We start from the raw sequence: 25,230 nt of genomic DNA on the forward strand, positions 1-25,230 counted from the left end.
CTTTACCCGGCTCCAGCAATGTGGAGCCGGGAAGGGGCTATCGGGACGATAATAGCGAGGCGTAATCCATATTCTGCAAATCGTCGAGCAGGCCGGGGCCGGTGGGTTGCCAATTCAACTGCTGACGCGTCCAGACCGATGATGCACGCAGGTTCATGGCGGCGAACATCGCGAACCAGTCAAAATGCGTTTGCGCCTCTTAAGGCGAGAGCGATATTAGCGGCAAACAGAAAACTTTTTTGCCTGCGGTAATAATGTCGGTATCGGTTTTTGCAGATAAGAAAAAACCATTATCAGACATAATGTTATGGGACGAGTACATAACCAAGCACCCGTAGTTCGTTATCTCATCGTGATTCGGTAATGGCGCGGTTCTCCACGCCATTACCGCCTGCCAGCGGCCTTCGCCCGCTTTGACGTGTCGGTTCAACCTATTGCTGCTGCAGCACTTCGGCAAATTTCGCCAGCCACTGCGGGTGCGCGGGCCAGGCGGGAGCGGTGACCAGGTTGCCGTCAACGTGCGCCTGATCGATACCGATGTCGGCATAGTGTCCGCCGCTGAGCCGGACTTCCGGAGCACAGGCCGGATAGGCGCTGCAGGTACGTCCTTTTAGCACGCCGGCCGCGGCCAGCAGCTGCGGGCCGTGGCAAACGGCGGCAATCGGCTTACCCGCGCGGTCAAACGCCTGCACCAGCTTGAGCACCTCCTCATTCAGGCGCAGATATTCAGGCGCCCGTCCGCCGGGGATCAGCAGCGCGTCGTAATCCTGTTCTTTCACTGCGGAAAAGTCGGCGTTAAGAACAAAGCGGTGGCCGGGTTTTTCGCTATAGGTCTGGGCACCGTCAAAATCGTGGATCGCCGTCATGATGTAGTCACCTTTGGTTTTATCGGGGCACACCGCGTCAACCTGATGACCAATCATCTGCAATGCCTGAAACGGCACCATCGTTTCGTAATCTTCGGCGTAGTCGCCCACCAGCATCAGAATCTTCTTGCTCACCATCATCACTCCTGTACGTATAAAGGTGTCTAAGATATAGCCTGGTGGAAGAGGGAATGCGAACCGTCAATCTCCGCCCTGGGAGCTTCATTCCATCCGCTGGCGGCGGATTTCTGAGCTGTTGCTTGCGGATGCGACATTCCGCCATTTATTTGCCATACAATTGTAACGAAAACGATTGCTTACTGGTTTTATATGGTTCTTAATGTTACCCATAACATTAAATGATGGGTAAAGGGATGTTGTGAACGTTGCTGAAACTGGTGCCACCTTGTTATGGCTTGTCGGTGTTATCGTGGTTATTTTTGCCATCGATATTAAATTTAAGCGTAAATATCGGCGTAAGCGAACGAAGGAGTAGGTTTGCCGGCCGTCTCCTCGGCCAGTGCGTCAGCGGCTCCGGGTGACGGATCGGAGAGAGGTGACGGCAGCGGAAGGAAGCGGCGAGCACCCGCGGTGGTAAAGCGCTTCTGCAAAGGAGAGGGTTCTGCAAAAAAGAAGAGGGCGGCGGTACGGAAAAACGATAATCGCTGACGTGCGGTATGTAGGATCAGCGACAGGGAGTTTGGTGATTCGACGATGGCCCGAAGAGCAATCAGAACTCGTCGGGGTTATTGGATACAGCGATTCCAACTTTTGCCAGACTCAATACGAACAGACTAAGCACGGCAAGCGTTGTTACAACAATCATAAGTGTGGTCACAGCAGTCTCGATAGTTTTATACAGACAGTAATCAGACTGCGTACCTGAGCAATAGTTCCGCAAATAAAAATAAACAGAACCCGTTCGGGATGCGATGGCCTGACGTGATGCAATAATATATTTCTCGCTTCCCCAAGCCTGGGTACAGCGCAGTAATTCGGGCTATTTAAGCTATTTCAAAGAGATACCCTCAAAGATGGCCCCTGCGCGCGCCCGGCTGCGTAGGTTAAAGGGACTCAACGCGTGCTCGTCCCCCTAACGTTGTTGCCGCTAGCGTCTTTTTTTGAAGGTAAACTTTTGTTTCTTGCGATCTCTTATATACGAAATAAGAGAAAAAACAGCGACCAGGAGCAGTGCGACCGCCAGTGCTAAAAAGAGTAAATTCGCCATACGCGTTTATTCCCCGAGAAATTTATGGATATTCTTGCTTTTATGCGAAGAAATTTACTCTCGCCTTAAGAAAAATCCTAATGAAATATTTTTCATAGTTATCAAAAAAAATTTTTTAATGATGTTTATGAATGAATGCTGGGTTTTCATATCGATGCCTTCGCATCGGTGTAGCATAATATTTCAATTAATCGCCGCTATTTTGTTTAAAGATGCTAGAGGGGATTTGGGCTGTGAGGGCCAAAAGTGAGCATCATCCGTGCCGTTTTCATGAACTAACTGACTGAAACAATTTAGAAACATAGGCTCACTCTCGGACGAAAATCGCCGTGGAGGGAATGCGTAGGGAAAAGGATGCCGCCGATCGGTGTTGCCCGCGTAAGCTGCCGGCCGTTGCCAGAATATTTTGCGGCAACGTTGCCTGAAAAAAGGGCTATGGGTACGACGGGAGTTATTCCTCAGCCGCTATGGTCAGGATAATCTGCAGTGGGTTTCATTATATTCAGATTGTGAATATAAAATTACGTAATATTCAGGGAGTCAGTTTGTGTCTGGTGTTGATGCCGCTACTTGTTTCTCTGGTCGCGGATAAATTTAAGTCAGGTGAACAGGAGAGCGTATTTAAACGGCCGGCGAGCAGCGCCGGTGGCCGGGGAAAATATTTGCAGGGCAAATTGATATCCAGGGAACAGTATTGGGGAATGCTAACGCCGGTCCCTGAAAAAACGCTGTTGATATCAACGCAGCGGCCTGGCTTATTCGTCTGCGGTCATCCACATATCCGCTTCTTCAAACATCTCCTGAACGGCGCGGCTGATCTGCTCCTTTTCATGCTTGCTGGCATCCGTATTGATGGCGGGCAGCGTCATCATCGGCTTAACGCGAACGTCAGCTTCAGGAAAAATGCGGTGAATACGTTTGGTGAGTTCAGCCATAATGGTCTCTCTGGCCCCGGCTAACCCTTCAAAATTTCTTTTGTCATAAACCAGTTCTACAAACATGCTTTGGCTCCTGTAACGGTAGGCAGTAGTTATACTGTTTTTTTGTACAGTGTCAAGGCGAGAGGGAGAACAGCGCGCATTTTCCGCCTCGCCAGCCGGCCAGCACAGGGCTTGTACGTAATAAGCGGTGGTCGGTTATTCAGCTACTAAACAACCGTTAATCGACGTTGTTGAAATAGTCTCGCGCAACCGCCTCGACGTTCTTCGCGTCAATTCCCGTTTTTTCAGTAATCAGCTCGATGAACTGCTTAAACTTGTCGGTCATTACGTTGCCGCCATCCCAGTGGGCAACGTAGAAACGGCACTGATAGCGATAAAAGTGGAGGGTGGTATCTCCTAACGTGTAGTACATAAGAATCTCCCGTTCAGTATGTCGGACGAATCGCCATAGTTTGTGGTTATGGTACCTCACCATAACGCGTTGCTTGCAAGCATCTATCCTGCTACGAATCGCGTGAGATTGCCAGAGACGCGTTATTTTTAGCGCCGCCTGGCGCGACGAGCCACAGCATCCGCCTAAATATGGCCGAACTTCAAGGCCTTCGCGATAACGGAGCATGAGTGGCTTGATTAACCCTGATGATTTATTTATACTGTATATAAACACAGTTATTATGCCAGGTGAGTTTATGTTGACGTTCTACAAGCCGGTTGAGTCGTCGCCACGGTTTTTGGTGCCGCTGTTTCGCGATCTTGTTCCCTGCGGCTTTCCCAGCCCGGCCCAGGACTATGTCGAAGATACCCTTGATTTGAATAAGCTGGCCATCAGGCACCCAAACGCGACCTACTTTGTCAGGGTGAGCGGTGATTCAATGACGGGGGCCGGGATTGATGATGGCGACCTGCTGGTGGTTGACCGTTCGCTAACCGCGGAGCATGGCGATATTGTGATTGCTGCCGTCGCCGGCGAGTTTACCGTCAAGGAGCTGCAAACCCGGCCTGTCCTTCAGCTCATACCGCGTAACCTCAGCTATTCCCCCGTTGTCTGCCAGCCGGGAGAGGAGCTGCAAATATTCGGCGTGGTCACCTTCAGCTTAAAATCACACCGACATGTTCGCGCTTGTTGATGTCAACAGCTTCTATGCCTCCTGCGAAACCGTTTTCCGGCCAGACCTGCAGGGAAAAGCGGTGGTGGTGGTGTCAAATAACGATGGCTGTATTATTTCACGCTCGGCGCAGGCAAAGGCGCTGGGTATTCCCATGGCGGCGCCTTATTTCAAAATTAAAGACGATCTGCAGCGTTTGCAGGTGGCCGTTTTTAGCTCGAACTATGCCCTCTATGCCGATCTCAGCCACCGGGTGATGATGACGCTAACGGAGATGGCGCCGGCGATTGAAATCTACTCCATCGATGAGGCCTTCGTTAATTTAGCCGGTATCTCCAGCTATATGCCGCTTGAGACCTTCGGCCAGCAAATGCGCGCTCGGGTCCTGAAGCATACCGGACTCACGGTTGGGGTTGGCATCGCGCCGACTAAAACGCTCGCCAAGCTGGCGAATTTCGCGGCTAAAACGTGGAGCAAAACCGGCGGCGTGGTCGAACTATCGAATCGCGATCGCCAGCGTAAGCTGCTCGCTCTGGTGCCGGTGCATGAAGTTTGGGGCGTGGGTCGTCGGATCGCAAAAAAGCTGGAGCTGATGGGCATCGAAAACGCGCTGCAGCTTGCCGACAGCTCTACCTGGGTGATACGTAAGCACTTTAACGTCGTGCTGGAGCGCACGGTGCGCGAGCTGCGGGGGGAATCCTGCCTGCAGACGGATGAGTTTGCGCCGACCAAACAGCAGATTATCTGTAGCCGTTCGTTTGGCCACCGCATTACCCAATATAGCGATATGCATCAGGCGGTTTGCGCCTATGCTGAACGCGCGGCGGAAAAGCTCAGGGTAGAGAAGCAGTACTGCCGCGCGGTTAGCGTCTTTATGCGGACCAGCCCGCACGCCGAAAATGAAGCCTTCTACGCTCCTCAGGCCAGCGGTCGGCTGGCAACGCCTTCCGACGATACCCGGGACATTATTCGCGTCGCTATCCACGCGCTGGACAGAGTGTGGAAGGACGGCTTTCGCTATATGAAAGCCGGCATCATGCTGGGTGATTTCTTCAGTCAGGGCGTGGCGCAGCTCAACCTGTTTGATGAGTATCAGCCGCAGGCGAACAGCGCCGCGCTGATGCAGGTGGTGGATAGACTGAATCGCTCGGGTCGCGGCAGCGTGTGGTTTGCCGGGCAGGGCATTCAAAAAAGCTGGGCGATGAAGCGAGAGATGCTATCGCCCGGCTATACGACCCGCTACGCCGATTTGCCCGTCGTCAAATAGGCCGCCGGGGTATTCACGGCGCGACCAACGAGCGGCTGCTGCAGGCCGCGCTGGATCGCAATGTCGCGCTGGCGACGTCGCGGCTTACCGCGCATTATTGGAAAACGATGGGGATCGAGCCGGAAAACGAAGCCCTGGGCTGAAGCCGGGGGAAGGACATGACCTGCGAAGCCGCAGGCCATGTTTATACGACGATTACTTCAGCGCGGCCAGCTCGTCGGCGGTGAGCGCTAACGTCTGCAGCGTGCCGGTTTCTGCGGAGAGAACGGCGGCCTCCAGCACGGCCATGACGGCGAGCGCCTGCAGCGGCTGCACCGGGTTTTCAATCTTGCCGGTGAGCGCATCGCGCACGTTGATGTAGTACTGACGCTGATCGCCCTGCGGCGCGCCCACTTCCTGAACCTGCGATTGCGCGTCAAAAATGCTCAGGCTATCGTCATCCTGGCCCCAGCCTGCGCTGCCGGGAATGACGCCCGCCAGCAGCTGGCTCTCCTGCTGGTCGGCTTTTTGTTTGACCGCGCTGCCCTGGTCACCGTGAACGGTAAAGCGTGCGCTGCCGCCGGCGACCAGCATGCTGCAGTGCAGAATGACCTTGTGCTGGGGGTAATTTAAGACCACGTGCGCCCAGTCATTGATCTCCGCGCCCTGGCGCAGAGTGGCGATGTTGCCCTGCACCGACTGCGGCAGGCCAAACAGCTGCAGGGCCTGATCGATCAGGTGCGGGCCTAAATCAAACCACAGGCCGCTTCCCGGCACGTTCTGTTCTCTCCAGCGCACGCGAACTTCCGGGCGGAAGCGGTCGAAATGCGACTCAAAGTGCTTCACGTTGCCGATAAGCCCCTGCTCAATAACCTGCTTGATCCCGAGGAAGTCGCTGTCCCAGCGGCGGTTGTGGAATACCGAGAGCAGCAGCTGCTTCTCCTGCGCCAGGGCGATAAGTTCGCGAGCTTCCTGCATATCGAGGGTAAAAGGTTTATCAACCACCACGTGCTTACCGGCGTTTAGCGCCAGTTTGGCGAGCGGGGCGTGGGTGGCGTTAGGGGAGGCGATCACCACGAGATCGATATCCGGATGCCGGATCGCCTCTTCGGGTGAGGCGATGACGGTAACATCGGGAATGTCGCGCTTAACTTTCTCCTCGTCGCGAGAAGAGACGACGGCCAGCTTCAGGCCGTCAATCGAGCGGATCAGCGGCGCATGGAAGGTTTTGCCCACGAACCCATAACCGATCAGCGCAATATTAATGTTCTTACCGTCACCGGCGATAACTTTGTTCATTATTCTCTCCACGCTATTGAGCGTCAGCAATGTTGATGTGCGTTGAAATGTCGTCCCCGGCTTCTTCCCAGGCCGTATCTAAAAATAGCTGATGAATTTCGGCTAATCCGGCGACCAGATAGGGCTCGCAGTGGTTCAGTTTCATATGGTCGGCAACCAGCCAGCACTCGGTGCTGGCCGCCAGCATGGCGCGCTTGATCTCGGCGTCGGCCTCCTGGCTGGCGCTTAAGCCCAGCTGCGCATGCAGCGCGCAGGCGCCGAGAATAGCGATATCAGCCCGATAGCGCGCGAGCAGCGCGAGGGTGGCGCTGCCGGCAAACAGGCGCTGCTGCATATCCCACCTGCCGCCGAGCAGGATCAGCTGAATATCCGCCCGGTCGCTGAAGTGCTGGGCGATGTCTAAAGAGGGGGTGATGACGGTCATCGGCTCTTTGATGTGGCTGGCGACGGCCAGCACGGTGCTGCCGGCATCTAAAAAGATCGTCGAGCCGGCAGGAATTTTCTCCGCCACCATTTTACCCAGCCGCTGTTTGGTCTTCGGCAGCAGGGCGTTTCTGCCCTGGCGGTTCATCGCCGACAGGTCGAGGGCGATAGCGCCGCCGTGATTCTTTTGCGCCAGCCCCTGCTTTTGCAGATCGGTCAGGTCGCGGCGAACGGTGTCCGCGGAAACCTGCAGCCTGTCGACCAGCTCGCTGATGCTGACCTGGCCATTTTCGCTAATGATATCCAGGAGGTATTTTTGTCTGGCGGTTTTGTGCACGGTCTTCAATCCTGCAAATTGCTGCAATAAATCGCATAATACAGCATTTTGCGGCAAAAGAAATCCCGCGCCAGCGCAAGCTCTTCACGCGCTATCGTATCCCGGCGCTGCCCGTGCGAACCGTCGGCGGCGGGGTAACCTGGCAGAATCGGGTCTACAAAGACCTCTGCGGGCCGGACGGCGAAACGCGGCGCCTGTATCAGGGCAGCTACCCGCTGGTGAGCCTGTTCACGCCAATATCAACAACCTCTTCGATCGTGAATATGACTCCTGCCTCGATGATTCCGCAGTGTACGGGGAGCCGCGCAGCGTTTCGCTGAGCATGAACTACAGGTTCTGATTACCGCTCCCGCAGGCGCCTCGCAAGAGGGCCTGCGGGCGGGGAGGCTAGCGCATCACCCAGTGCTGGGGGCCAACCTGTTCATAGGTGCGGGCGGGGGGCTGCCAGGCCTTATCGCGAAACGGCGTCGGCAGCTCGTCGTTACTGCCTTCGCGCAGCAGATGGCGGCGCGCGGGATCGGTCTTCGGAATTGCCGCGATCAGCTTTTGCGTATACGGGTGCTGAGGGTGGGTGAAAATCGCCTGACGCGGGCCAATCTCGACGATTTCGCCGAGATACATCACCGCCACCCGGTGGCTGATGCGCTCGATAACCGCCATGTCGTGCGAGATAAACAGAAAGGCGATCTGCATGGTGCGCTGCAGTTCGATGATTAAGTTGACCACCTGCGCCTTCACCGATACGTCCAGCGCCGACACCGACTCATCGGCAATAATCACCTTCGGGTTCATCGCCAGCGCCCGGGCGATGCAGATACGCTGACGCTGGCCGCCGGAGAACTCGTGCGGATAGCGGTTCAGCACCGACACGCTCATCCCAACCTTTTCAATCAGCTCCTGCGAGCGTGCGAGCGCCTGCTGGCGCGTGGCCAGCCCGTTTTCCAGCAGCGGCTCAATCAGCGTTTCCTGGATCTTTAGCCGCGGGTTGAGGCTGGCAAAGGGATCCTGAAAAATCATCTGCATATCCTGACGCAGGCGCTTTTGCTGCGCGCGGTCGGCCTGCAGGACGCTGTAGCCATTGAGCGTCACGTCGCCGGACTGCGCCTGAATCATGCGGATCAGGCTGCGCCCGGTGGTCGATTTTCCGCAGCCCGATTCGCCCACCAGCGAGAGCGTCTCTCCCGGCCACAAATCGAAGCTGACGTTCTCCACGGCGTGAATATGGCCGCTTAGCTGATTGAAAAAACCGCGCTTAACCGGGAAGCGGGTCACCAGATTCTTTACCGACAGCACAGGCGGCTGCGAGCGGTCGGGTAGCGCGGCCTCGGGCGGATAGCGCCGGGTTTCGCCGGTTTGTAAATCCACCGACGGAAACCGACACGGGGCGCTAACGGCCGCCATTTCACCGGCCGCCGGCACCGAGGCCAGCAGCGCGCGGGTGTAGGGCTGCCGGGGGGCGGAAAACAGCCCCGGCGTTGGCGCGCACTCCACCGCATCGCCGCGGAACATCACCAGCGTATGATCCGCGGTTTCCGCCACCACGCCCATGTCGTGAGTAATAAACAGCACCGCGGTATTATTTTCCGCCTGCAGCGTTTTAATCAGATCGAGAATCTGACCCTGAATCGTCACGTCGAGGGCGGTGGTGGGCTCGTCGGCAATCAGCAGCTTAGGCCTGAGGGCCAGCGCCATCGCAATCATGGCGCGCTGGCGCATGCCGCCGGAAAACTGATGCGGGTACTCGTCATAGCGCTGCGCGGCGTGGGGAATACGGACCTTCTCCAGCAGGGCAATGGCCTGGCGCTTCGCCTCGCGTTTGGATAATCCCTGGTGATGAATAAAGACTTCAGCGATTTGATGCCCGATGGTAAAGGCAGGATTGAGGCTGGTCATCGGCTCCTGGAAAATCATCGCCACCTCGGCGCCGCGGATGCGGCGCATCTCCTCCTCCGGCAGCGCCAGCAGCGACCTGCCGCCGAGGCTCACGCTGCCCTCCGTGCGGCTATTGCGCGATGACAGCAGGCGCATAATCGCCATCGCGGTGACACTTTTCCCCGAACCCGATTCGCCGACAATGGCCAGCGTTTCGCCCGGATTAAGGGTAAAGCTGATATTACGCACCACTTTCTGCCAGCTGTCGCCGCGGCGAAACGAGACCGACAGATTGTCTACACTCAGCACCGGAGAAGGCGTCGGGGTATTCATCAATCAGCACTCCCCGGCAAAAGGGGCTCTGGCGGAAACGAACGCCCGCGGCGTGAACTCAAGCGTGCCGGTGAACGGCCAGGTCGGGGTGAGCATCCGCCGGCGCGGCACGCGCTCAATATCCTGATCGACCACCCCTTCGGAAAGGGCCATCAGGTTGGGGTTGGCCAGCGGCGCCAGCTCCGGCGACAGGTAGCCCGATTTGACCACCAGAATCTGCACCCGGCGCGGATCTAAGCCGAGCGCGCTAAAATCAGCGAGATCGTGATAGGGGCGACGACGGTCGGCGACCACCACGGTGATGCCGGCGACCTGTAACACGGCCTGGTTAGCGCTACCGTGCGCGCCCGCGGGCAGAAGATGCTTAACGGTAAAGCGTGCGCTGACGCTTTCGCCAGCCGGGTCGAGCTGCGCGCCAACGGTCAGCTCAAGCTGTGCGCCAACGCCAGCGCGAAAGGCAGCCTGGGTCGCCGGGGCATCGGCAATGCCGGCGACCAGGGTATTGCTGGCATGCTGGCGCAGAAGCTCGGCCAGCACGTCGCCGCGATCGCCCACGCCGCCGCCGGTGGGGTTATCGCCGGAGTCCGCCAGAATAACCGGCGCCGTCGGGCTGGCGATGGCCTCCTTCACGCACTCCGCCACGCTGCCGGTGCGGCAGCCGAAGGCAAACGCCTCGCGCGCGTCCCAGTAGGACTGCGCCAGCTTCTCCGCCTGCTGTTTCAGCACCTTCAGGTCGGTGCCGGTAAAAATGGCGGCGGCGGTGGCGCGCGGTTCATCGGCCCAGACGTAGCCCACCATCAGCGAGCTATCGAGCACGCCGGGAAGGCGATCGCTTGCCGGCAGGGTGGCGTAGAGGCTTTTCGCCGGCTCATCTTCGGTGCTGGTGCGCTCGCCGGGGAGCATCACCGGCACCGGCGCCCAGACCACCCCGGGCCGTACGCCGGTGGTGATGCTGTTGACCAGCATGGTGACGGAGCGGCGCATGGTCTCTTCAACGTCAATATGCGGCGCGGTACGGTAGGTTGAGTACATATCAATGGCGTCAATAATGCGCTGGGTCACGTTGCCGTGCAGATCGTAGCTAACGGCTATCGGGCAGGCGTCGCCGACGCAGGCTCGGGCGGCGGCGATCCAGTCGCCTTCGGCATCTTCCAGCCCTTCAACGTACATCGCGCCGTGCATCGCCAGATAGAGGCCGTCAACGGGCAGCGCCGCCTGCAGGCGGGTCAGAAACTCGGCCTTAAAGCTCTCATAGGCGGCACGCGCGACCGGGCCGCCGGGGATGGCGCGGGCGTGCAGGGTGGGCAGAAAGGTCGCCGGATAGTCCTTGAGAAACTGAAAGTAGGGCGCCGCCAGCAGCGCGTCACCTTCGACCGTGCGAAATTCGTCCTCGTGAGTCAGTACGGGATTGAAGGTGCTGCATTCAATGTGTATTCCGCCAACGGCAATGCGCATAGGGACCTCGTTAATATTCAGGAAATAAAACGTGAGTAAGGGCCACGCTTGCGGCAGCAAGCGCCCAGCTGTCCTGCTCGAGCGGCCGGTAGATGAGTGGCGTTTTCCCCGCCATGCCGGGGAGCAGATAGGTTTCGATGGCCTGCTGCATCACGGTATTGAGCAGCCCCTGAAAGCTATCGGGCTGATGCGCCAGCATGATCGCCGCCGGATCGTGGGTCTGAATTTGGTGGGAGATAGCCATCCCGAGCGCGTCGCCGGCCTGGTGCAGAATATGGATCGCCCCGGAGTGTCCTTTGCGGGCCAGCGCCTCCAGCTCGGCGAGGCTGGTGGCCTCGATGCCCTCCATGCGCGCCTGTTCAAAGATGGCGGTCAGGGAGGCCACGGTGTCGAGGCAGCCGCGCTTCCCGCAGCGGCAGGGCTTACCCGCCGGCACGATTGTGCAGTGGGCGATTTCCCCGGCGCCGCCGTGGGCGCCGCGCCAGATGCGCCCGTAAATCACCGCCGCGCTGCCGATGCCGCTGCCGTGGGAGATAGCGACCGCGCTTTGGTACTTGCGCAGATGGCCAAAGGTCTTTTCGTAGGTCGCCAGGGCGCGGGTATCGTTTTCGATAACCACCGGGATCCCGCCGGTGGCGCGGCTCAGCAGCTCTGCCAGCGGAACCTGATGCCAGCCCATCAGCGCGGACTGTACGCAAACCGACTGCGCGGCGTCAACGAAGGCGGAGAGCGCAAAGCCGATGCCGGCCAGGCGCTGGCGGTTAACGGCCGCGCTGCTGAGCAGGTCGGCAATTTCCGCCGCCAGCTGCTGGATAAGCGCCGGGATCTCGACCTCGGGAGTGAGATGGCGCTCGACCATCTTTTCGCCGATGCCGTTCATCAGCACCACCACCAGCTGATGGTCGATCAGGGAGATGCCGATCGCACAGGCGGCATCAGGGGAAAGTGACAGGGTAACCGAAGGCCGCCCCTGGCCGCTGGAGGCGGCCATCGCGCTCTCCTGCAGGACGCCTGCGGCCAGCAGCTCTTTGACCAGCGCGCCGATGGCCGGCTTGCTCATGCCGGTCAGGCGGGCGAGGTCGGCCCGGCTGGCCCCCTCTTCGCTGCAGACCAGATGAACCAGTTGTTGTTGGAGTTTGTTCAGCATAGTGCCCCGACCCTTCGCTTTTTTCTGAACATAATTGCGCCCTGCTGATTTAGCAATCAGTTTCTTCACAAAAATAACTAACTGATCGCATATAAGTTAAATTTATTACCTAATTAAGCGCTAATGGTGGCTAATATCACATTTAAAGAATTTTGTTATGTGTAAAAACAAAACTTAATAGCAACATAATGACCACAACTGGCGAAATAACATACGGGCAGGGGTACGCGATGAAGGTATTGATGAGCAAATATCGACTTGCCGTTCTGGCAGGCGTTCTGGCGGTAGGCAATATCACGGCGCTGCAGGCGGCGACGCTGAATGTGATGCAAAATGAAGCGCCGCGCAGCATGGATCCCGGCGACCAGACGGCGACCTTCACCGACACGGTCCTCAAGCCGATGTATGAAGGGCTGGTCGATCTCTCCCCCGATTACAAAATCGCCCCCGCGCTGGCCACGGCCTGGCAGGTGAGCGAGGACGGCAAGGTCTGGACCTTCACGCTGCGCAAGAACGTCACCTTCCATGACGGTACGCCGTTTAACGCCGACGCGGTGGTGGCGAACATCCAGCGCCATATCGATCCCAAAGGCAGCCTGGCCGCCAGCTCGAGGATGCGCAACGTGATTGCGTCGGTGAAGAAAATTGACGACGGCAGCGTCGAAATTACGCTGAAAAAAGTCTACCCCTCGTTCCTCAATTTACTTACCGGCGGTGCGGCGAAAATGGTCAGTCCGGCGGCGGACAAAGCCGGCACCATTGGCCGCAAAGCGGACGGCACCGGCCCCTATATGCTGCAGGAATATAAAACCGGGGAGTATGTTTTAGAGAAAAAGAACCCGCATTACTGGGGAGAAAACGGCGGCCCGGAGCAAATCAAATGGACCTGGAGCTCGGAGCCTTCGGTGATGAATATGGCGCTGCTCTCCGGCCAGGTTGACGTGATTAACCCGGTGCCGCCGCAGTTCGGTATGCAGCTGAAAAGCAATCCGCAGGTGAAGCTGGAGCAGGGCGAGGGCGCGTCGGTATTCTGGGTGGCGCTCAACGTTGAGCAGAAACCGCTCAACGACGTCCGCGTGCGCCAGGCGCTGAATCTGGCGACGGATAAAGACGCGCTGCTGAAGGCGGTGATGTTTGGCTACGCCTCCGCCGCTAACTCGCCGCTGGCGCCGGTGAATGAAGGCTACGATAAGTCGCTCAACGAATACGCTTACAGCATCGACAAAGCCAAAGCGCTGCTCAAGGATGCCGGCTATCCGCAGGGATTTGACATCAATATCGCCGTACAGGGGCCAGACGCCCGGACCGCGCAAATCCTGCAGGCGATGTGGGGCAAGGTGGGGGTTAAGCTGAATATTCAGCAGATGGAAAGCGGCGTCTGGAGCAAGGCTGCCTTTGCACCGGCGGCTGAAAAGCTGGCGAACCGCACCGATTCCGTGCTTGCCTCCTGGTCCTCCGGCCTCAACGGATCCGATTTACAGCTGCGTCCGCTGTACTACTCCCAGAGCGCCGCGCCGGTTGGCGCCAACCTCGGCTTCTATAAAAACCCAACTCTCGACGACCTGCTGGACAAAGCGGCGACCACCATGGATGACAAGGCGCGCATCGCCGATTACGTGCAGGCGCAGAAGGTCATCATGCAGGATGCGCCGCACGTGATGCTCTACTTCCAGGACGATCTCTACGCCACCCGCGCGGATATCAAAGGCGTGCGGATGGAGCCGGGCGGCGAAATTATCGTTATCAACGCCCAGAAGCCGTAAAGCAGGGGCCTGACTGGAGTCGTTATGAAAGCCTACGTCATCAAAAAACTGCTTTCCTTGCCGCTTATCCTGCTCGGCGCATCGCTGATCGTCTTTTTGGCGATCAGGATGCTCCCCGGCGATCCTGCGCGGCTGATGGCCGGCCCGCAGGCGACCCAGGACGACGTGAGCCGCATGCACTCCCGCCTCGGGCTTGACGATCCGCTGGCGCTGCAGTACGGGCACTTTGTGGTTGGGATGCTCAAAGGCGACTTCGGCATTTCGCTAAAATCGGGGCAGCCGGTCTCCGCCGAGCTGGGCGAGCGGGCGCCCTATACCCTCGGCCTCGCGCTGCTGGCGTGGCTGATGGCGGTGGTGCTCGGCATTCCGATGGGGATGTGCGCGGCGATTTATCGCAATCATGCCGCCGATCACGCCCTGATGCTGATCGCTATTGCCGGCGCCTCAATCGCCAACTTCTGGCTGGCCCTGATCGCGATGGACACCTTCTCGGTGAAGCTGGGCTGGCTGCCGCTCCTGGGGGCCGAGGGCTGGAAAAGCTATATTCTGCCCTCGGTGTGCCTCGGTATTTTCCCGATGGCGGTGATGTCGCGCATGACCCGCTCGAGCATGGTGGACGTGCTCGGTGAAGACTATATTCGCACCGCCAGGGCCAAAGGGCTGGCGCCGTTCTACGTCTACTTTAAGCATGCCTTGCGCAATGCCCTCATCCCCATCGTGACCATTATTGCGCTCAACTTTGGCAGCCTGATCGGTGGAGCGGTGGTGACGGAGTCGGTATTTAACTGGCCGGGCATCGGGCGCTACCTGGTGGATTCCGTGCGCTATCGCGATTATCCGGTTATTCAGGGCGTGACGATGATAACGGTCGCCAGCGTGGTGGTGATGAATCTGGTGGGCGAAATGATTATCGCCAGGATCAACCCGAAAATAAGGTTTGATTAATATGTCTGAAATCTCACTCGCCAAATCGCGCAATGGCCTGATGAACGGCCTGCGCTGGGGAATAGACCATCCGTCGATCGCCATTGGCGGTTTTATCGTGGCCTTAATTGTTCTCGGCGCGCTCTTTGCGCCGTGGCTGAGCCACTACGATCCCTATGACCAGGATCTCCTCAATATTCTCTCTGCGCCTTCGGCGGAACACTGGCTGGGCACCGACGACTACGGGCGCGATATTTTTTCCCGCATCATATACGGCGCGCGGATCTCCCTTATCGAGGTGGTGGTCAGCGTGGCGCTGTCGCTGGCGATGGGGCTGCCGCTGGGGATTATGGCGGCGCTGTGCGGCAAAAGCGTCGACCACATCATTATGTGGATTATGGATGTAATTTTCGCCTTTCCCGGGATCGTCCTGGCTATTTTGCTGGTGAGCGTACTGGGGGCGGGGCTGATAAACATGCTGCTGGCGATCGCCATTTTCTCGGTGCCGGTATACGCCCGCCTGAGCCGCAACCTGACGCTGGGTATTAAAAATATGGAGTATATGGAAGCGGCGCGCGCGCTGGGGATCGGCTACCGGCGGCAGATTATTCACTATATTCTGCGCAACACGCTGGGGCCGATTACCGTGCAGGCCACCCTGACCGGCGGTTCGGTGATTCTGGCTGCCGCCTCGCTGTCGTTTTTGGGCATGGGGGTGCAGCCGCCGATGCCGGAGTGGGGCACGATGATGAGCGATGGGCGCAACTTCCTTGGGATCAGCCTTGGGATCTCGCTGTGGCCGGGGCTGGCTATCGTCCTTTCGGTTCTCGGGTTTAATATTCTCGGCGACGGCCTGCGCGACCTGCTGGACACTCGCCTGTGAACGCGCCGGTGCTCTGTCTCGATATTGGCGGTTCGTTTATCAAAAGCGCCATCTCCGAAACCGCGGGCGCTATCGACGATATCCGCCAGCGCCCCGTTCCCACCGGCAGCTGGGGCGATTTTTCGGCGGCCGTTGGCGATATCATTGCCGGCTACGGCGACAGGCTAGCGGCAGAAAGCCCGCTGGCGCTCTCCTGCGCCGGGGTGGTGGATGTCGCTACCGATCGCATTCTCTCCAGCAACGTGCCGCCTTTTCAGGGCGTCAGCGTGACCCGGACCCTTAGCGCGGAGCTGCGGCGTCCGGCGGTGATGGCCAATGACGCCGACTGCTTTACCCTCGCGGAAGCGAGCGGCGGCGCGGCGCAGGGGTTCCCGGTGGTGCTGGGGATTATTCTCGGCAGCGGCATCGGCGGCGGCATCGCGATTCATGGCAATATTCTTTACGGTAATCAGGGGATCAGCGCCGAGTGGGGCCACGCGCCAATCGTGCAGACCGCGCTAAAGGTCGGCGAGCACAGCCTGAGCCTGCCGCGCCTGCCCTGCGGCTGCGGGCAGACTGGGTGCCTCGACACCTTAGGCGGGGCGAGGGGGATTGAGCGGTTGCATCATATTCTGAGCGGCCAGGCGCTGAGCAGTCGGGAGATTGTTGCCCAGGGTTTGGCGGGCCGCGAACCCCAGGCACTGACCCTCGCCGCGTGGCTGGAGGTGGTGAGCGAGCCGCTGGCCCATGCGGTCAATATTCTCGGGTCGCACCGAATAGTGGCCGGCGGGGGCATGGCGAGCGAGGCGGCGCTGATTAGCCGCCTTGACGAGGCCCTGCGGCGTAAGATTTTGCTGAAAACAGCGCGGCCGCTGATCGTTGCGGGCCGCCACGCGAGCGACGGCGGCCTTATCGGCGCCAGCATTCTCGGACAGCGGCTTTTATCAGCGAATTCAGCACCCTGCTTGTTTTAGCCCTTGCTTAACGGAGGCGTCAGGCTAGACTACGAAAATTAAGCCTGAGTTGACGGAGGTCTGGTGGAGGCGATTAAAGGTGCGGAACTGAATGTACCGGATGCCGTTTTTGCATGGCAGTTTGACGGACAGGGCGGCGTAAAACCGCTGACGGATAGCGACACTATCGATAAAGAGCATCCCTGCTGGCTGCATCTCAACTACACCCACGCCGATAGCGCACAGTGGCTGGCGGAAACGCCGCTGCTGCCGAACAGCGTGCGGGATGCGCTGGCGGGCGAAAGCACCCGGCCGCGGGTGACGCGGGTCGGCGACGGCACGCTGATTACGCTGCGCTGCATTAACGGCAGCACCGACGAACGGCCGGATCAGCTGGTGGCGATGCGCTTATATATGGACGAGCGTTTAATCGTTTCTACTCGCCAGCGGCGGGTGCTGGCGCTGGACGACGTGCTCGGCGACCTGCGCGAAGGTACCGGCCCGGTGGACTGCGGCAGCTGGCTGGTGGATATCTGCGACGCGCTGACCGATCATGCCAGCGAATTTATCGAACAGCTGCACGACCGGATAATCGACCTTGAGGATAATCTGCTGGATCAGCAGGTCCCTCCGCGCGGCTTCCTGGCCCTGCTGCGCAAGCAGCTGATAGTGATGCGCCGCTATATGGCCCCGCAGCGCGATGCCTACTCCCGGCTGGCCAGCGAACGTCTGCCGTGGATGAATGACGACCAGCGTCGGCGCATGCAGGATATCTCCGATCGCCTCGGCCGCGGCCTGGATGAGATCGATAGCTGCATTGCCCGCACGGCGATAATGAGCGATGAGATCGCGCAAATTATGCAGGAGGCGATGTCGCGCAGAACCTACACCATGTCGCTGATGGCAATGGTCTTTCTGCCCAGTACCTTTCTGACCGGCCTGTTTGGCGTCAACCTCGGCGGGATCCCCGGCAATGAGTGGCATCTGGGCTTCTCCATCTTTTGCGTGATGTTAGTTGTTCTGATTGGCGGTGTTGCGTGGTGGTTACATCGCAGTAAATGGCTGTAAATAATCGCCTTTTATCAGCGTCCGATTGCGAAAAACCGGCAATGTTTGAGCGAAATCAATAAACCATCTACCCATTCGGGGCAATATCTCTCTCGCAGGTGAATGCAACGTCAAGCGATGGGCGTTGCGCTCCATATTGTCTTACTTCCTTTTTTGAATTACTGCATAGCACAATTGATTCGTACGATGCCGACTTTATTGAGTCGGCTTTTTTTTTGCTCTCCTGCGGCCAGCTTCTACGCTTAATGGGTGGTACACCCGCTCATAACCGGGAGAGTCAAAATGCGATACCAGCCTTTAAATTCAATACCCATTTCACCTGAACCCAACGACCCGACGCCGGTGCCGGACCCGCGGCCTCGTCCGCATCCTTTACCCGATCCGCCGCCGGACGACGAACCGATTAAATTGTCGCATCAGAGGCGCAATTCTGCGAGGATACGCGCCTGCCAATTGCGCGCCCTTTAACACGAGAAAAAATTGTGACCGCTTTTTCAACACTGAACGTTTTGCCCGCCGCCCAGCTCGATAACCTGAACGAGCTGGGATACCTTGCGATGACCCCGGTCCAGGCGGCGGCTTTGCCGGCGATTCTGGCCGGTAAAGATGTGCGCGTGCAGGCAAAAACCGGCAGTGGAAAAACGGCCGCATTCGGCCTCGGCCTGCTCCAGCAGGTTGACGCCACGCTGTACAAGACGCAGTCTCTGGTCCTGTGCCCGACGCGCGAGCTGGCGGATCAGGTCGCCGGTGAGCTGCGTCGCCTGGCGCGCTTTCTGCCGAATATTAAAATTCTCACCCTCTGCGGGGGCCAGCCCTTTGGCGCCCAGCGTGATTCACTCCAGCACGCGCCGCACATTATCGTCGCCACGCCGGGACGCCTGCTCGATCACCTGCAGAAGGGCACCGTCTCGCTGGACGCGCTGCAGACGCTGGTGATGGACGAAGCGGATCGAATGCTCGATATGGGTTTCAGCGACGCCATTGATGAAGCGATTCGCTTTGCGCCCGCCGAGCGGCAGACGCTGCTGTTCTCCGCGACCTGGCCGGAGGCCATTGCGGCGATTAGCGGACGCGTGCAGAACGACCCGCAAACCATCGAGATCGATTCCGTTGACGCGCTGCCGGCAATTGAACAGCAGTTCTTCGAAACCTCGCAGAAAGGCAAAATCGCGCTGCTGCAAAAGCTGCTCAGCCAGCACAAACCGGCCTCCTGCGTGGTGTTCTGTAATACCAAAAAGGATTGCCAGGCCGTTTGCGATTCGCTCAACGCTGCCGGGCAGAGCGCGCTGTCGCTGCATGGCGATCTCGAGCAGCGCGATCGCGACCAAACCCTGATCCGCTTTGCGAACGGCAGCTCGCGCGTGCTGGTCGCAACCGACGTGGCGGCCCGCGGTCTCGATATTAAATCCCTGGAGCTGGTGATTAACTACGAGCTGGCCTGGGATCCGGAAGTTCACGTTCACCGCATCGGCCGTACCGCACGCGCCGGCGCAAGCGGGCTGGCGATCAGCCTTTGCGCGCCGGAAGAGGCCCAGCGCGCCAATATTCTGGCGGAAATGCTGCAGCTGAAGCTGAACTGGATGAACGCGCCGACCGGCGGCACGATCGTACCGCTGGAAGCCGAAATGACGACCCTGTGCATTGACGGCGGTAAGAAGGCCAAAATGCGCGCAGGGGACGTACTGGGTGCGCTGACCGGAGATTTGGGATTCGATGGCGCCGATATCGGCAAGATCAACGTTCATCCGGCGCACGTCTACGTGGCGCTGCGCCAGGGCGTGGCCAACAAAGCGTTTAAGCTGCTGCAGAACGGCAAGATTAAGGGCAAGAACTGCCGGGTTCGTTTGCTGAAATAGAGTAGGCAAGAGCGTCTCAGCCACCGCGCTGAGACGCCTGTTGGCGGTTTACTTCACTTCCACCACGTTCAGCCGCAGCTCGTCCAGCTGAGCATCATCCTCTTCCGGCTGCCAGCCGGCAGGCTGAAGCGGGATCTCTTCGCGATCGAACGCGAGGTCGCCGCCGTCAACCACGTCAGAACCGTGGGTAATTCCTTTAAAGTCAAACAGGCTGACGTCGCTAAGGTGCGACGGCACGACGTTCTGCATGGCGCTGAACATGGTCTCGATGCGCCCCGGATAGCGTTTATCCCAGTCGCGCAGCATGTCGCCGATCACCTGACGCTGCAGGTTAGGCTGAGAGCCGCAGAGGTTGCATGGGATAATTGGGAAACCCTTCGCCTGCGAGAAGCGCTCGATATCCTTTTCACGGCAGTAGGCCAGCGGGCGGATAACGATATGCTTACCGTCGTCGCTCATCAGCTTCGGCGGCATGCCTTTCATCTTGCCGCCGTAGAACATATTGAGGAACAGCGTCTGCAGGATGTCGTCGCGGTGGTGGCCGAGGGCGATTTTAGTCGCGCCGAGTTCGGTGGCCGTACGATAGAGGATCCCGCGACGCAGGCGCGAACAGAGCGAACAGGTGGTTTTGCCCTCAGGAATCTTCTCTTTGACGATCCCGTAGGTGTTCTCTTCGACAATCTTATACTCGACGCCGAGCTGCTGCAGGTACTCAGGCAGAATGTGCTCAGGGAAGCCGGGCTGTTTCTGGTCGAGGTTTACCGCGATCAGAGAGAAAGAGATGGGGGCGCTTTTTTGTAAGCTGCGCAGGATTTCCAGCATGGTGTAGCTGTCCTTCCCGCCGGAAAGGCAAACCATAATCCGGTCGCCGTCTTCAATCATATTGAAATCGGCAATGGCTTCGCCGACGTTGCGGCGCAGGCGCTTCTGCAACTTGTCGATGTTGTACTTCTCTTTCTTTGTAACTTGCTGAATATCAAGCATTATTAACGTTCTCTGAAACAAAAAGGGGCAGATAAGGGGCAAGGTTAAATCACAGTTCAAGCCTGGCGTTGAGCATCGTTACCCGATCGCCATTCATTTCTTCAATTCATGTACTGTAGACTTCGTAAACCATTTTCGCGTTTTCATGCCCCATCTGGTTAGCAATAAAAGATGGGTTAGCACCGGCTGATAGCAACCAACAGGCAAAAGTATGTCGCGTATGGTACGGATTCCGACGCCGAATGCCAGCGCGTTTTACTGCGGCTTCCCATCTACGACCAATACTGCGGTGAGAGTAGCAGGGCTTCTGCTGCTCATTCCGCTTTCCAGGGATTAAAACAACGCGCAGATCCTGGGGATCGCTGGCGCCATACTCCCTGTAGTGAAAGCCTTGTCGGTAACGTTCAATCTGCCGGGCTTCAGTGCCAGCCCACGCCTTCAGAACCTGTCTAACCATCCGCTCTTCATTAAAAACGATCTGCGCCATTTAAATCTTACTGATGGCTTCCGGGTTACATGCTGCCCCTGATGCCCGCGCGCGATCGTCATCTGGCCTGCCTTTAGCAACAGACACGGACCAACCAGCTTATGCGCTACCGAGTATCGGTGACGTGCATATTGAACGTGGCAGGCCGGCGCCACTTTCACGGTACGGTATTAGTTGCATTCATAAGAAATCGATTTCATCGTAGAAATTATCTTGCTATACAGTGCGCTTGTTTTTATATGATATTGATATTTATACATATAATATAATCATGGTGATCCGCGTCACGATTATGTATTTTTATTTGTGAAACCGATTTCCTTTGGTGGGATATCGATTTATATTATTTCAAATAGTAGGGAAGAAGGTGCGTGTAAAAGGGTCAAGATGATGTCCTGCTGTTCTGGCGGAGTGTTTACACGTATGCAGGTTAAAAAAACTTGATATCGTTGTAGCGGTGTCATCCCTCAGGAAAGGTATTTTCTGGCGAGACGGTTTTTCGATTTATCAGCACCTGGCTGAATTTTACGAAAGTTTTCGTGAAGCATGAATGCTGCCATTTAATATTAGTTCAGGGCCGGTAACCCTATCTATTTCAGTGGGCACCGGCGCCAACTAAGGCAAACAGTACTCTTTATCTCGGCTGGAGCACGGCTTTAATTTGCTTAATATACGCGAAAGAACGATGCCACAGGCTGAAAAAGATTTTTAAGATAAAACTACCAGGGCAGGCCCTCAGGGAGTTGCAAGGCCTTTTGCGGTTTTAATTCCAGTCATTGTTATTATGCTGACTTTGCATCTGCTAAATGAACTGTAGCCATCGGGTTGCGATGCGCTGCAAAATTTTTGTGCGACATCGCAGGATATATCGCGACTGGTATAGCTGCTGCAATCCCATTAACTCAGTGCAAATAAAGGTGCGCAGTGAAATTCGCGCAAGCTGGCGTTACCCAATAAAGCAAAGCATGCGGCAGTGTCAAAATGGCTGGGATAATAGCCCGCTAAAGTGCTTCTGGCGAATAGCCGTTCCGGCCTGGTAAAAGTATGTGTACAGATTTCCCGCGGGGAATACACCGACAAAATGCCACTGCTGGTAATGGATTAATCCCGGAAACTATCCGTTAAGAATGAATGTTTATTAATTTTTTTTATTTGTTTTTTATCCAAAAACACCAGGACCAATTTGTGAGCAAGTGGCGGTATTGAGAGCGATATATTCAGCTCGTCATGACGCAACAACAATGAACACAGCATTTACAGGAACCTGGACCATAACAATCATACCAGAGTGGATTATCCTATGAAGCGTAACGTATTAGCTAATTCTGTAAGACTTGCCATTCTCTCCACGCCGGTCATTATCACCGGGCTTATTACCTCCGTTCAGGCAGCCGGTCCCTGTAATTCAGCCGACGCGATGACCTATGTCTGCTCCGGGAGTGAAGCGAATGGTATAGACCTGACCGGGTCATCGCTGAATGTCTCCACAACGCCCGGATTTGGTGTCGATACTACGGATGTGCACGCTCTCGAGCTTACCAACAGTGGGGGGGACCTGATATTTAAGGATGAGAATCAGTCGAAGATTGTCGGCGGTGAGATCGGGATTAGCGCCATTAATGATAATAGCGCCACGAACATGATGGTTAGCACCAGTGGTCATGTCAACGGTGGGTCCTACGCGGTTTCTGCCCAAAATAATGGCTCCGGGGCGACCGTCATCACAACAACAGGCACTATCAACAGCGGAAACGTCGGGCTTAATGTCGTCAATGGCAGCAACACCACGGGATTAACGATTACCACCAATAACGAGTTCGGCGTCGGGAAGGATGCGATTAATGCCGCGAACAATGGCTCCGGGGCGACCGTCATTACAACAACAGGCACTATTAACAGCGGAAACGTGGGGATTAATGTCGTTAATGGCAGTAACACCACGGGATTAACGATTGCCGCTGATTCCACGTTCGGCGTCGGGGCGGACGGGATTAATGCCACCAACAATGGCACCGGGGTGACCGCCATTACCACATTAGGCAATATCAGCAGCGGCAGGCACGGGATTTATGCCAATAACGATACCACCGCTACGGACATGACGATTAAAGCCAGCGGTAATATCGGTGTGGGAGGGGACGGGATTAATACCATGAATAATGGCACCGGGATGACCGACATCACCGCATCCGGCGCAGTCTCCGGGGCGCATGGGATTTATGCCGTTAATGGCAGTAACGCCACGGATATGACGATTAACGTCAGCGGTGATATCGCAAGCTGGGGGAACGGAATTTATGCTGAGAACAATGGCGACGGGCCGACCTCCATCACCAACACCGGCAAGATTGAAGCTCCCTCTTATGGCAACGCCATTATTACCCAGGGTAGAACCAGCACCATCACCAATGCTGGCCGCATTACCGGTAAAGTTCAGCTCGGAAACGAAGGAAATACCGTCACCAATGCCATCGAAGGTACGTGGGACATGTCAGGCGACACGAGCGACTTCGGTACAGGTGCTAACGCCCTTGTTAACGCGGGTATCCTGATGACTGCCAGCGGCGCTTCCAGTGACGGCGTGCAGACCACCACGCTTAACCAGGTCGGTACGCTCACTAACTCCGGTAGCCTGACCATGGCGAACGAACGCGCCGGCGATACCACCGTTATTAACGGCAACTACGTTGGCAATGGCGGCACGCTGACGTTTGATACCGTACTGGGTGACGACAGTTCGGTAACGGATAAGCTGATCGTTAACGGCAATACCTCCGGTACCTCTTCTGTCCTGTTTAACAATATCGGCGGCAGCGGAGCGCAGACCCTGAATGGTATCGAGATTATTTCGGTCAATGGTCAATCCGACGGCGTCTTTATCCAGGATGGTCGTATTGCAGCAGGGGCCTACGATTACTCACTGGTGCGCGGCAAGGGCAGTAACGCCAGCAACTGGTACCTGAATAGCTGGCAAGATCAGGGTAATACTACTCAGGTGCTGCGTCCGGAATCCGGTGCCTATGCTGCCAATTTAGCGGCAGCCAACAACCTGTTCACCACGCGTCTTCACGACCTTATCGGGGAAACGCAGTACACCGACGCCCTGACTGGCGAGAAGAAAGTGACCAGCATGTGGCTGCGCAATGAAGGAGGCCATAACCGTTCACGGGACAGCAGTGGTCAACTGAAAACGCAGGCTAACCGCTACGTTCTGCAGATCGGAGGGGAGATTGTCCAGTGGAGCTCGAACGGCGATGACCTTTACCATCTCGGGGTTATGGCAGGCTATGCGAACAGCAAAAGTAACACGATATCGAATGCCAATGGCTACCGTGCAGATGGTTCGATCAATGGCTACAGCACTGGCGTGTACGGTACCTGGTATGCCAACAAAACGGACAAGACCGGGGCGTATGTAGGCACCTGGGCACAGTACAGCTGGTTTAAAAACCGGGTGACTGGTGAAGGGATGAGCAGTGAAGCCTATGACTCGCAGGGTTTCACCGCGTCAGTGGAAAGCGGTTATACCTTCCGTTTGGGGCAGGCTGAAGACGGCCTACAGTCGTACTTCATCCAGCCTAAAGCCGCGCTGACCTGGATGGGCGTGAAGGCCGATAAACACACAGAGCTAAACGGTACGGAAGTCGCCGGAGAAGGGGATGGTAATGTCCAGACCAGTCTGGGTGCGAAAACTTACATCAGCAATACCACAAAAATCGATGATGGTAAGGAGAGTACCTTCCAACCGTTCGCGGAAGTGAACTGGCTGCATAACACCCATGACTTTGCCAGTCGTATGGATGGTGTCGTGGTGAAACAGAATGGCGCAAAGAATATTGCTGAGTTGAAAATGGGAGTAGAAGGTCAGCTCAATAAGCAGTTTGGTCTTTGGGGTAACGTCGCTCAGCAGCTTGGCGACAAGGGGTACAGCGATACATCCGCGACGCTAGGGGGAAAGTACAGTTTCTGATAGTACAGAGGCTGGATAGCAGAAGGGACCCTGTACAGGCTCTGTCGCATAAGCGCGAGCCTGTCACTCATCCTGTATCACTTATGGCACCTGACGTCGGAGTATCAGTC

22 protein-coding genes and 3 pseudogenes are annotated in these 25,230 nt (G+C 57.1%); 11 read left to right on the forward strand and 14 right to left on the reverse strand.

Going from position 1 to position 25,230, the window contains the following annotated elements; all coding sequences use genetic code 11:
- Positions 1–37: 37 nt before the first annotated feature.
- From RTE01_RS26410 to RTE01_RS13960, 6 genes and pseudogenes are all read right to left on the reverse strand, one after another.
- Positions 38–184 (reverse strand): annotated as a pseudogene (locus tag RTE01_RS26410) (hypothetical protein); the annotation flags it as partial.
- 247 nt (positions 185–431) lie between these two features.
- On the reverse strand, positions 432–1,004 hold the full coding sequence (locus RTE01_RS13945) for a DJ-1/PfpI family protein (protein ID WP_041145228.1): 573 nt from the start codon (positions 1,002–1,004) through the stop codon (positions 432–434).
- A gap of 592 nt (positions 1,005–1,596) precedes the next feature.
- Complete coding sequence (locus RTE01_RS26610) at positions 1,597–1,692, reverse strand: YnaM/YnfT family protein (RefSeq protein WP_353853576.1); 96 nt, start codon at positions 1,690–1,692, stop codon at positions 1,597–1,599.
- Between the two features lie 282 nt (positions 1,693–1,974).
- On the reverse strand, positions 1,975–2,094 hold the full coding sequence (locus tag RTE01_RS13950; RefSeq protein ID WP_139339383.1) for a small membrane protein: 120 nt from the start codon (positions 2,092–2,094) through the stop codon (positions 1,975–1,977).
- A 755-nt stretch (positions 2,095–2,849) separates the two neighbouring features.
- Positions 2,850–3,095, reverse strand: a complete 246-nt coding sequence (locus RTE01_RS13955) for a DinI family protein (protein WP_041145229.1) — start codon at positions 3,093–3,095, stop codon at positions 2,850–2,852.
- Between the two features lie 157 nt (positions 3,096–3,252).
- On the reverse strand, positions 3,253–3,447 hold the full coding sequence (locus tag RTE01_RS13960) for a hypothetical protein (protein ID WP_041145231.1): 195 nt from the start codon (positions 3,445–3,447) through the stop codon (positions 3,253–3,255).
- 277 nt (positions 3,448–3,724) lie between these two features.
- Here RTE01_RS13960 and umuD point away from each other — a divergent pair, with 277 nt between their 5' ends.
- A complete protein-coding gene (umuD, locus tag RTE01_RS13965) occupies positions 3,725–4,162 on the forward strand; it encodes a translesion error-prone DNA polymerase V autoproteolytic subunit (protein WP_052474614.1) in 438 nt (145 codons plus the stop codon).
- The gene (gene umuC / locus RTE01_RS13970; protein WP_115192943.1) at positions 4,146–5,408 is read left to right on the forward strand and encodes a translesion error-prone DNA polymerase V subunit UmuC; all 1,263 of its coding nucleotides are present in this window, start codon (positions 4,146–4,148) and stop codon (positions 5,406–5,408) included. The genes umuD and umuC overlap by 17 nt, the downstream gene beginning before the upstream one ends.
- 195 nt (positions 5,409–5,603) lie before the next feature.
- Here umuC and RTE01_RS13975 read toward each other — a convergent pair whose 3' ends face one another.
- Together RTE01_RS13975 and RTE01_RS13980 are read right to left on the reverse strand one after the other, a co-directional pair.
- Complete coding sequence (locus tag RTE01_RS13975; protein ID WP_123551346.1) at positions 5,604–6,686, reverse strand: oxidoreductase; 1,083 nt, start codon at positions 6,684–6,686, stop codon at positions 5,604–5,606.
- A gap of 13 nt (positions 6,687–6,699) precedes the next feature.
- Positions 6,700–7,446, reverse strand: a complete 747-nt coding sequence (locus RTE01_RS13980; RefSeq protein ID WP_123551347.1) for a DeoR/GlpR family DNA-binding transcription regulator — start codon at positions 7,444–7,446, stop codon at positions 6,700–6,702.
- A 77-nt stretch (positions 7,447–7,523) separates the two neighbouring features.
- Between RTE01_RS13980 and RTE01_RS13985 the strand changes: the two are divergent.
- Positions 7,524–7,786: pseudogene (locus tag RTE01_RS13985) on the forward strand (ferric-rhodotorulic acid/ferric-coprogen receptor FhuE); the annotation flags it as partial.
- Positions 7,787–7,833: 47 nt separating this feature from the next.
- Here RTE01_RS13985 and RTE01_RS13990 read toward each other — a convergent pair.
- Genes RTE01_RS13990 through RTE01_RS14000 form a run of 3 tightly spaced genes read right to left on the reverse strand, consistent with a single transcriptional unit; the run spans position 7,834 to position 12,253 of the window.
- Positions 7,834–9,651, reverse strand: coding sequence for an ABC transporter ATP-binding protein (locus RTE01_RS13990; RefSeq protein WP_041145235.1), 1,818 nt, complete (start codon positions 9,649–9,651; stop codon positions 7,834–7,836).
- Positions 9,652–9,654: 3 nt separating this feature from the next.
- Positions 9,655–11,106 (reverse strand): M81 family metallopeptidase, encoded by a 1,452-nt coding sequence (locus RTE01_RS13995; protein ID WP_123551349.1) that lies wholly within the window; start codon positions 11,104–11,106, stop codon positions 9,655–9,657.
- A 10-nt stretch (positions 11,107–11,116) separates the two neighbouring features.
- The gene (locus RTE01_RS14000) at positions 11,117–12,253 is read right to left on the reverse strand and encodes an ROK family transcriptional regulator (protein ID WP_134525738.1); all 1,137 of its coding nucleotides are present in this window, start codon (positions 12,251–12,253) and stop codon (positions 11,117–11,119) included.
- A 230-nt stretch (positions 12,254–12,483) separates the two neighbouring features.
- Between RTE01_RS14000 and RTE01_RS14005 the strand changes: the two genes are divergently transcribed.
- The 7 genes from RTE01_RS14005 to dbpA all read left to right on the forward strand — a co-directional run bounded on the left by RTE01_RS14005 (position 12,484) and on the right by dbpA (position 19,679).
- Positions 12,484–14,016 (forward strand): ABC transporter substrate-binding protein, encoded by a 1,533-nt coding sequence (locus RTE01_RS14005; RefSeq protein WP_041145238.1) that lies wholly within the window; start codon positions 12,484–12,486, stop codon positions 14,014–14,016.
- 24 nt (positions 14,017–14,040) lie between these two features.
- The gene (locus RTE01_RS14010) at positions 14,041–14,961 is read left to right on the forward strand and encodes an ABC transporter permease (protein WP_045855111.1); all 921 of its coding nucleotides are present in this window, start codon (positions 14,041–14,043) and stop codon (positions 14,959–14,961) included.
- Position 14,962: 1 nt separating this feature from the next.
- A complete protein-coding gene (locus tag RTE01_RS14015; protein ID WP_041145240.1) occupies positions 14,963–15,823 on the forward strand; it encodes an ABC transporter permease in 861 nt (286 codons plus the stop codon).
- Positions 15,820–16,776: an ROK family protein gene (locus RTE01_RS14020; RefSeq protein ID WP_134525739.1), complete on the forward strand. Its 957-nt coding sequence runs from the start codon at positions 15,820–15,822 to the stop codon at positions 16,774–16,776. The genes RTE01_RS14015 and RTE01_RS14020 overlap by 4 nt, the downstream gene beginning before the upstream one ends.
- A gap of 63 nt (positions 16,777–16,839) precedes the next feature.
- Complete coding sequence (gene zntB / locus RTE01_RS14025; RefSeq protein WP_041145242.1) at positions 16,840–17,823, forward strand: zinc transporter ZntB; 984 nt, start codon at positions 16,840–16,842, stop codon at positions 17,821–17,823.
- 282 nt (positions 17,824–18,105) lie between these two features.
- Entirely contained in the window at positions 18,106–18,291 is a 186-nt protein-coding gene (ynaL, locus tag RTE01_RS26615; RefSeq protein WP_071844916.1) for a proline-rich small protein YnaL, read from the forward strand.
- A 14-nt stretch (positions 18,292–18,305) separates the two neighbouring features.
- Positions 18,306–19,679, forward strand: a complete 1,374-nt coding sequence (gene dbpA / locus RTE01_RS14030) for an ATP-dependent RNA helicase DbpA (protein WP_041145243.1) — start codon at positions 18,306–18,308, stop codon at positions 19,677–19,679.
- 48 nt (positions 19,680–19,727) lie between these two features.
- Here dbpA and ttcA read toward each other — a convergent pair whose 3' ends face one another.
- The 3 genes and pseudogenes from ttcA to RTE01_RS26620 all read right to left on the reverse strand — a co-directional run bounded on the left by ttcA (position 19,728) and on the right by RTE01_RS26620 (position 21,311).
- The gene (ttcA, locus tag RTE01_RS14035; protein WP_041145244.1) at positions 19,728–20,663 is read right to left on the reverse strand and encodes a tRNA 2-thiocytidine(32) synthetase TtcA; all 936 of its coding nucleotides are present in this window, start codon (positions 20,661–20,663) and stop codon (positions 19,728–19,730) included.
- Between the two features lie 106 nt (positions 20,664–20,769).
- Positions 20,770–21,051: pseudogene (locus RTE01_RS14040) on the reverse strand (tyrosine-type recombinase/integrase); the annotation flags it as partial.
- Between the two features lie 50 nt (positions 21,052–21,101).
- The gene (locus tag RTE01_RS26620) at positions 21,102–21,311 is read right to left on the reverse strand and encodes a hypothetical protein (protein ID WP_409372338.1); all 210 of its coding nucleotides are present in this window, start codon (positions 21,309–21,311) and stop codon (positions 21,102–21,104) included.
- A 1,139-nt stretch (positions 21,312–22,450) separates the two neighbouring features.
- Here RTE01_RS26620 and RTE01_RS14045 point away from each other — a divergent pair.
- The gene (locus RTE01_RS14045) at positions 22,451–25,120 is read left to right on the forward strand and encodes an autotransporter outer membrane beta-barrel domain-containing protein (RefSeq protein WP_134525741.1); all 2,670 of its coding nucleotides are present in this window, start codon (positions 22,451–22,453) and stop codon (positions 25,118–25,120) included.
- The last annotated feature ends 110 nt before the right edge of the window (positions 25,121–25,230 follow it).

It is taken from the genome of Klebsiella terrigena (genome assembly GCF_006539725.1).
Lineage (GTDB): Bacteria > Pseudomonadota > Gammaproteobacteria > Enterobacterales > Enterobacteriaceae > Klebsiella > Klebsiella terrigena.

Bases quoted from the DNA above. Each gene is read 5' to 3' on its own strand.
- RTE01_RS14015 (WP_041145240.1), top strand. From the start codon at position 14,963: ATGTCTGAAATCTCACTCGCCAAATCGCGCAATGGCCTGATGAACGGC.
- umuD (WP_052474614.1), top strand. From the start codon at position 3,725: ATGTTGACGTTCTACAAGCCGGTTGAGTCGTCGCCACGGTTTTTGGTG.
- RTE01_RS14005 (WP_041145238.1), top strand. From the start codon at position 12,484: ATGAAGGTATTGATGAGCAAATATCGACTTGCCGTTCTGGCAGGCGTT.
- RTE01_RS13975 (WP_123551346.1), bottom strand. From the start codon at position 6,686: ATGAACAAAGTTATCGCCGGTGACGGTAAGAACATTAATATTGCGCTG.
- RTE01_RS13955 (WP_041145229.1), bottom strand. From the start codon at position 3,095: ATGTTTGTAGAACTGGTTTATGACAAAAGAAATTTTGAAGGGTTAGCC.
- RTE01_RS26610 (WP_353853576.1), bottom strand. From the start codon at position 1,692: ATGATTGTTGTAACAACGCTTGCCGTGCTTAGTCTGTTCGTATTGAGT.
- RTE01_RS14045 (WP_134525741.1), top strand. From the start codon at position 22,451: ATGAAGCGTAACGTATTAGCTAATTCTGTAAGACTTGCCATTCTCTCC.
- RTE01_RS13995 (WP_123551349.1), bottom strand. From the start codon at position 11,106: ATGCGCATTGCCGTTGGCGGAATACACATTGAATGCAGCACCTTCAAT.
- RTE01_RS13950 (WP_139339383.1), bottom strand. From the start codon at position 2,094: ATGGCGAATTTACTCTTTTTAGCACTGGCGGTCGCACTGCTCCTGGTC.
- RTE01_RS14010 (WP_045855111.1), top strand. From the start codon at position 14,041: ATGAAAGCCTACGTCATCAAAAAACTGCTTTCCTTGCCGCTTATCCTG.
- RTE01_RS14000 (WP_134525738.1), bottom strand. From the start codon at position 12,253: ATGCTGAACAAACTCCAACAACAACTGGTTCATCTGGTCTGCAGCGAA.
- umuC (WP_115192943.1), top strand. From the start codon at position 4,146: ATGTTCGCGCTTGTTGATGTCAACAGCTTCTATGCCTCCTGCGAAACC.
- RTE01_RS13945 (WP_041145228.1), bottom strand. From the start codon at position 1,004: ATGGTGAGCAAGAAGATTCTGATGCTGGTGGGCGACTACGCCGAAGAT.
- ynaL (WP_071844916.1), top strand. From the start codon at position 18,106: ATGCGATACCAGCCTTTAAATTCAATACCCATTTCACCTGAACCCAAC.
- RTE01_RS13990 (WP_041145235.1), bottom strand. From the start codon at position 9,651: ATGAATACCCCGACGCCTTCTCCGGTGCTGAGTGTAGACAATCTGTCG.
- RTE01_RS13960 (WP_041145231.1), bottom strand. From the start codon at position 3,447: ATGTACTACACGTTAGGAGATACCACCCTCCACTTTTATCGCTATCAG.
- ttcA (WP_041145244.1), bottom strand. From the start codon at position 20,663: ATGCTTGATATTCAGCAAGTTACAAAGAAAGAGAAGTACAACATCGAC.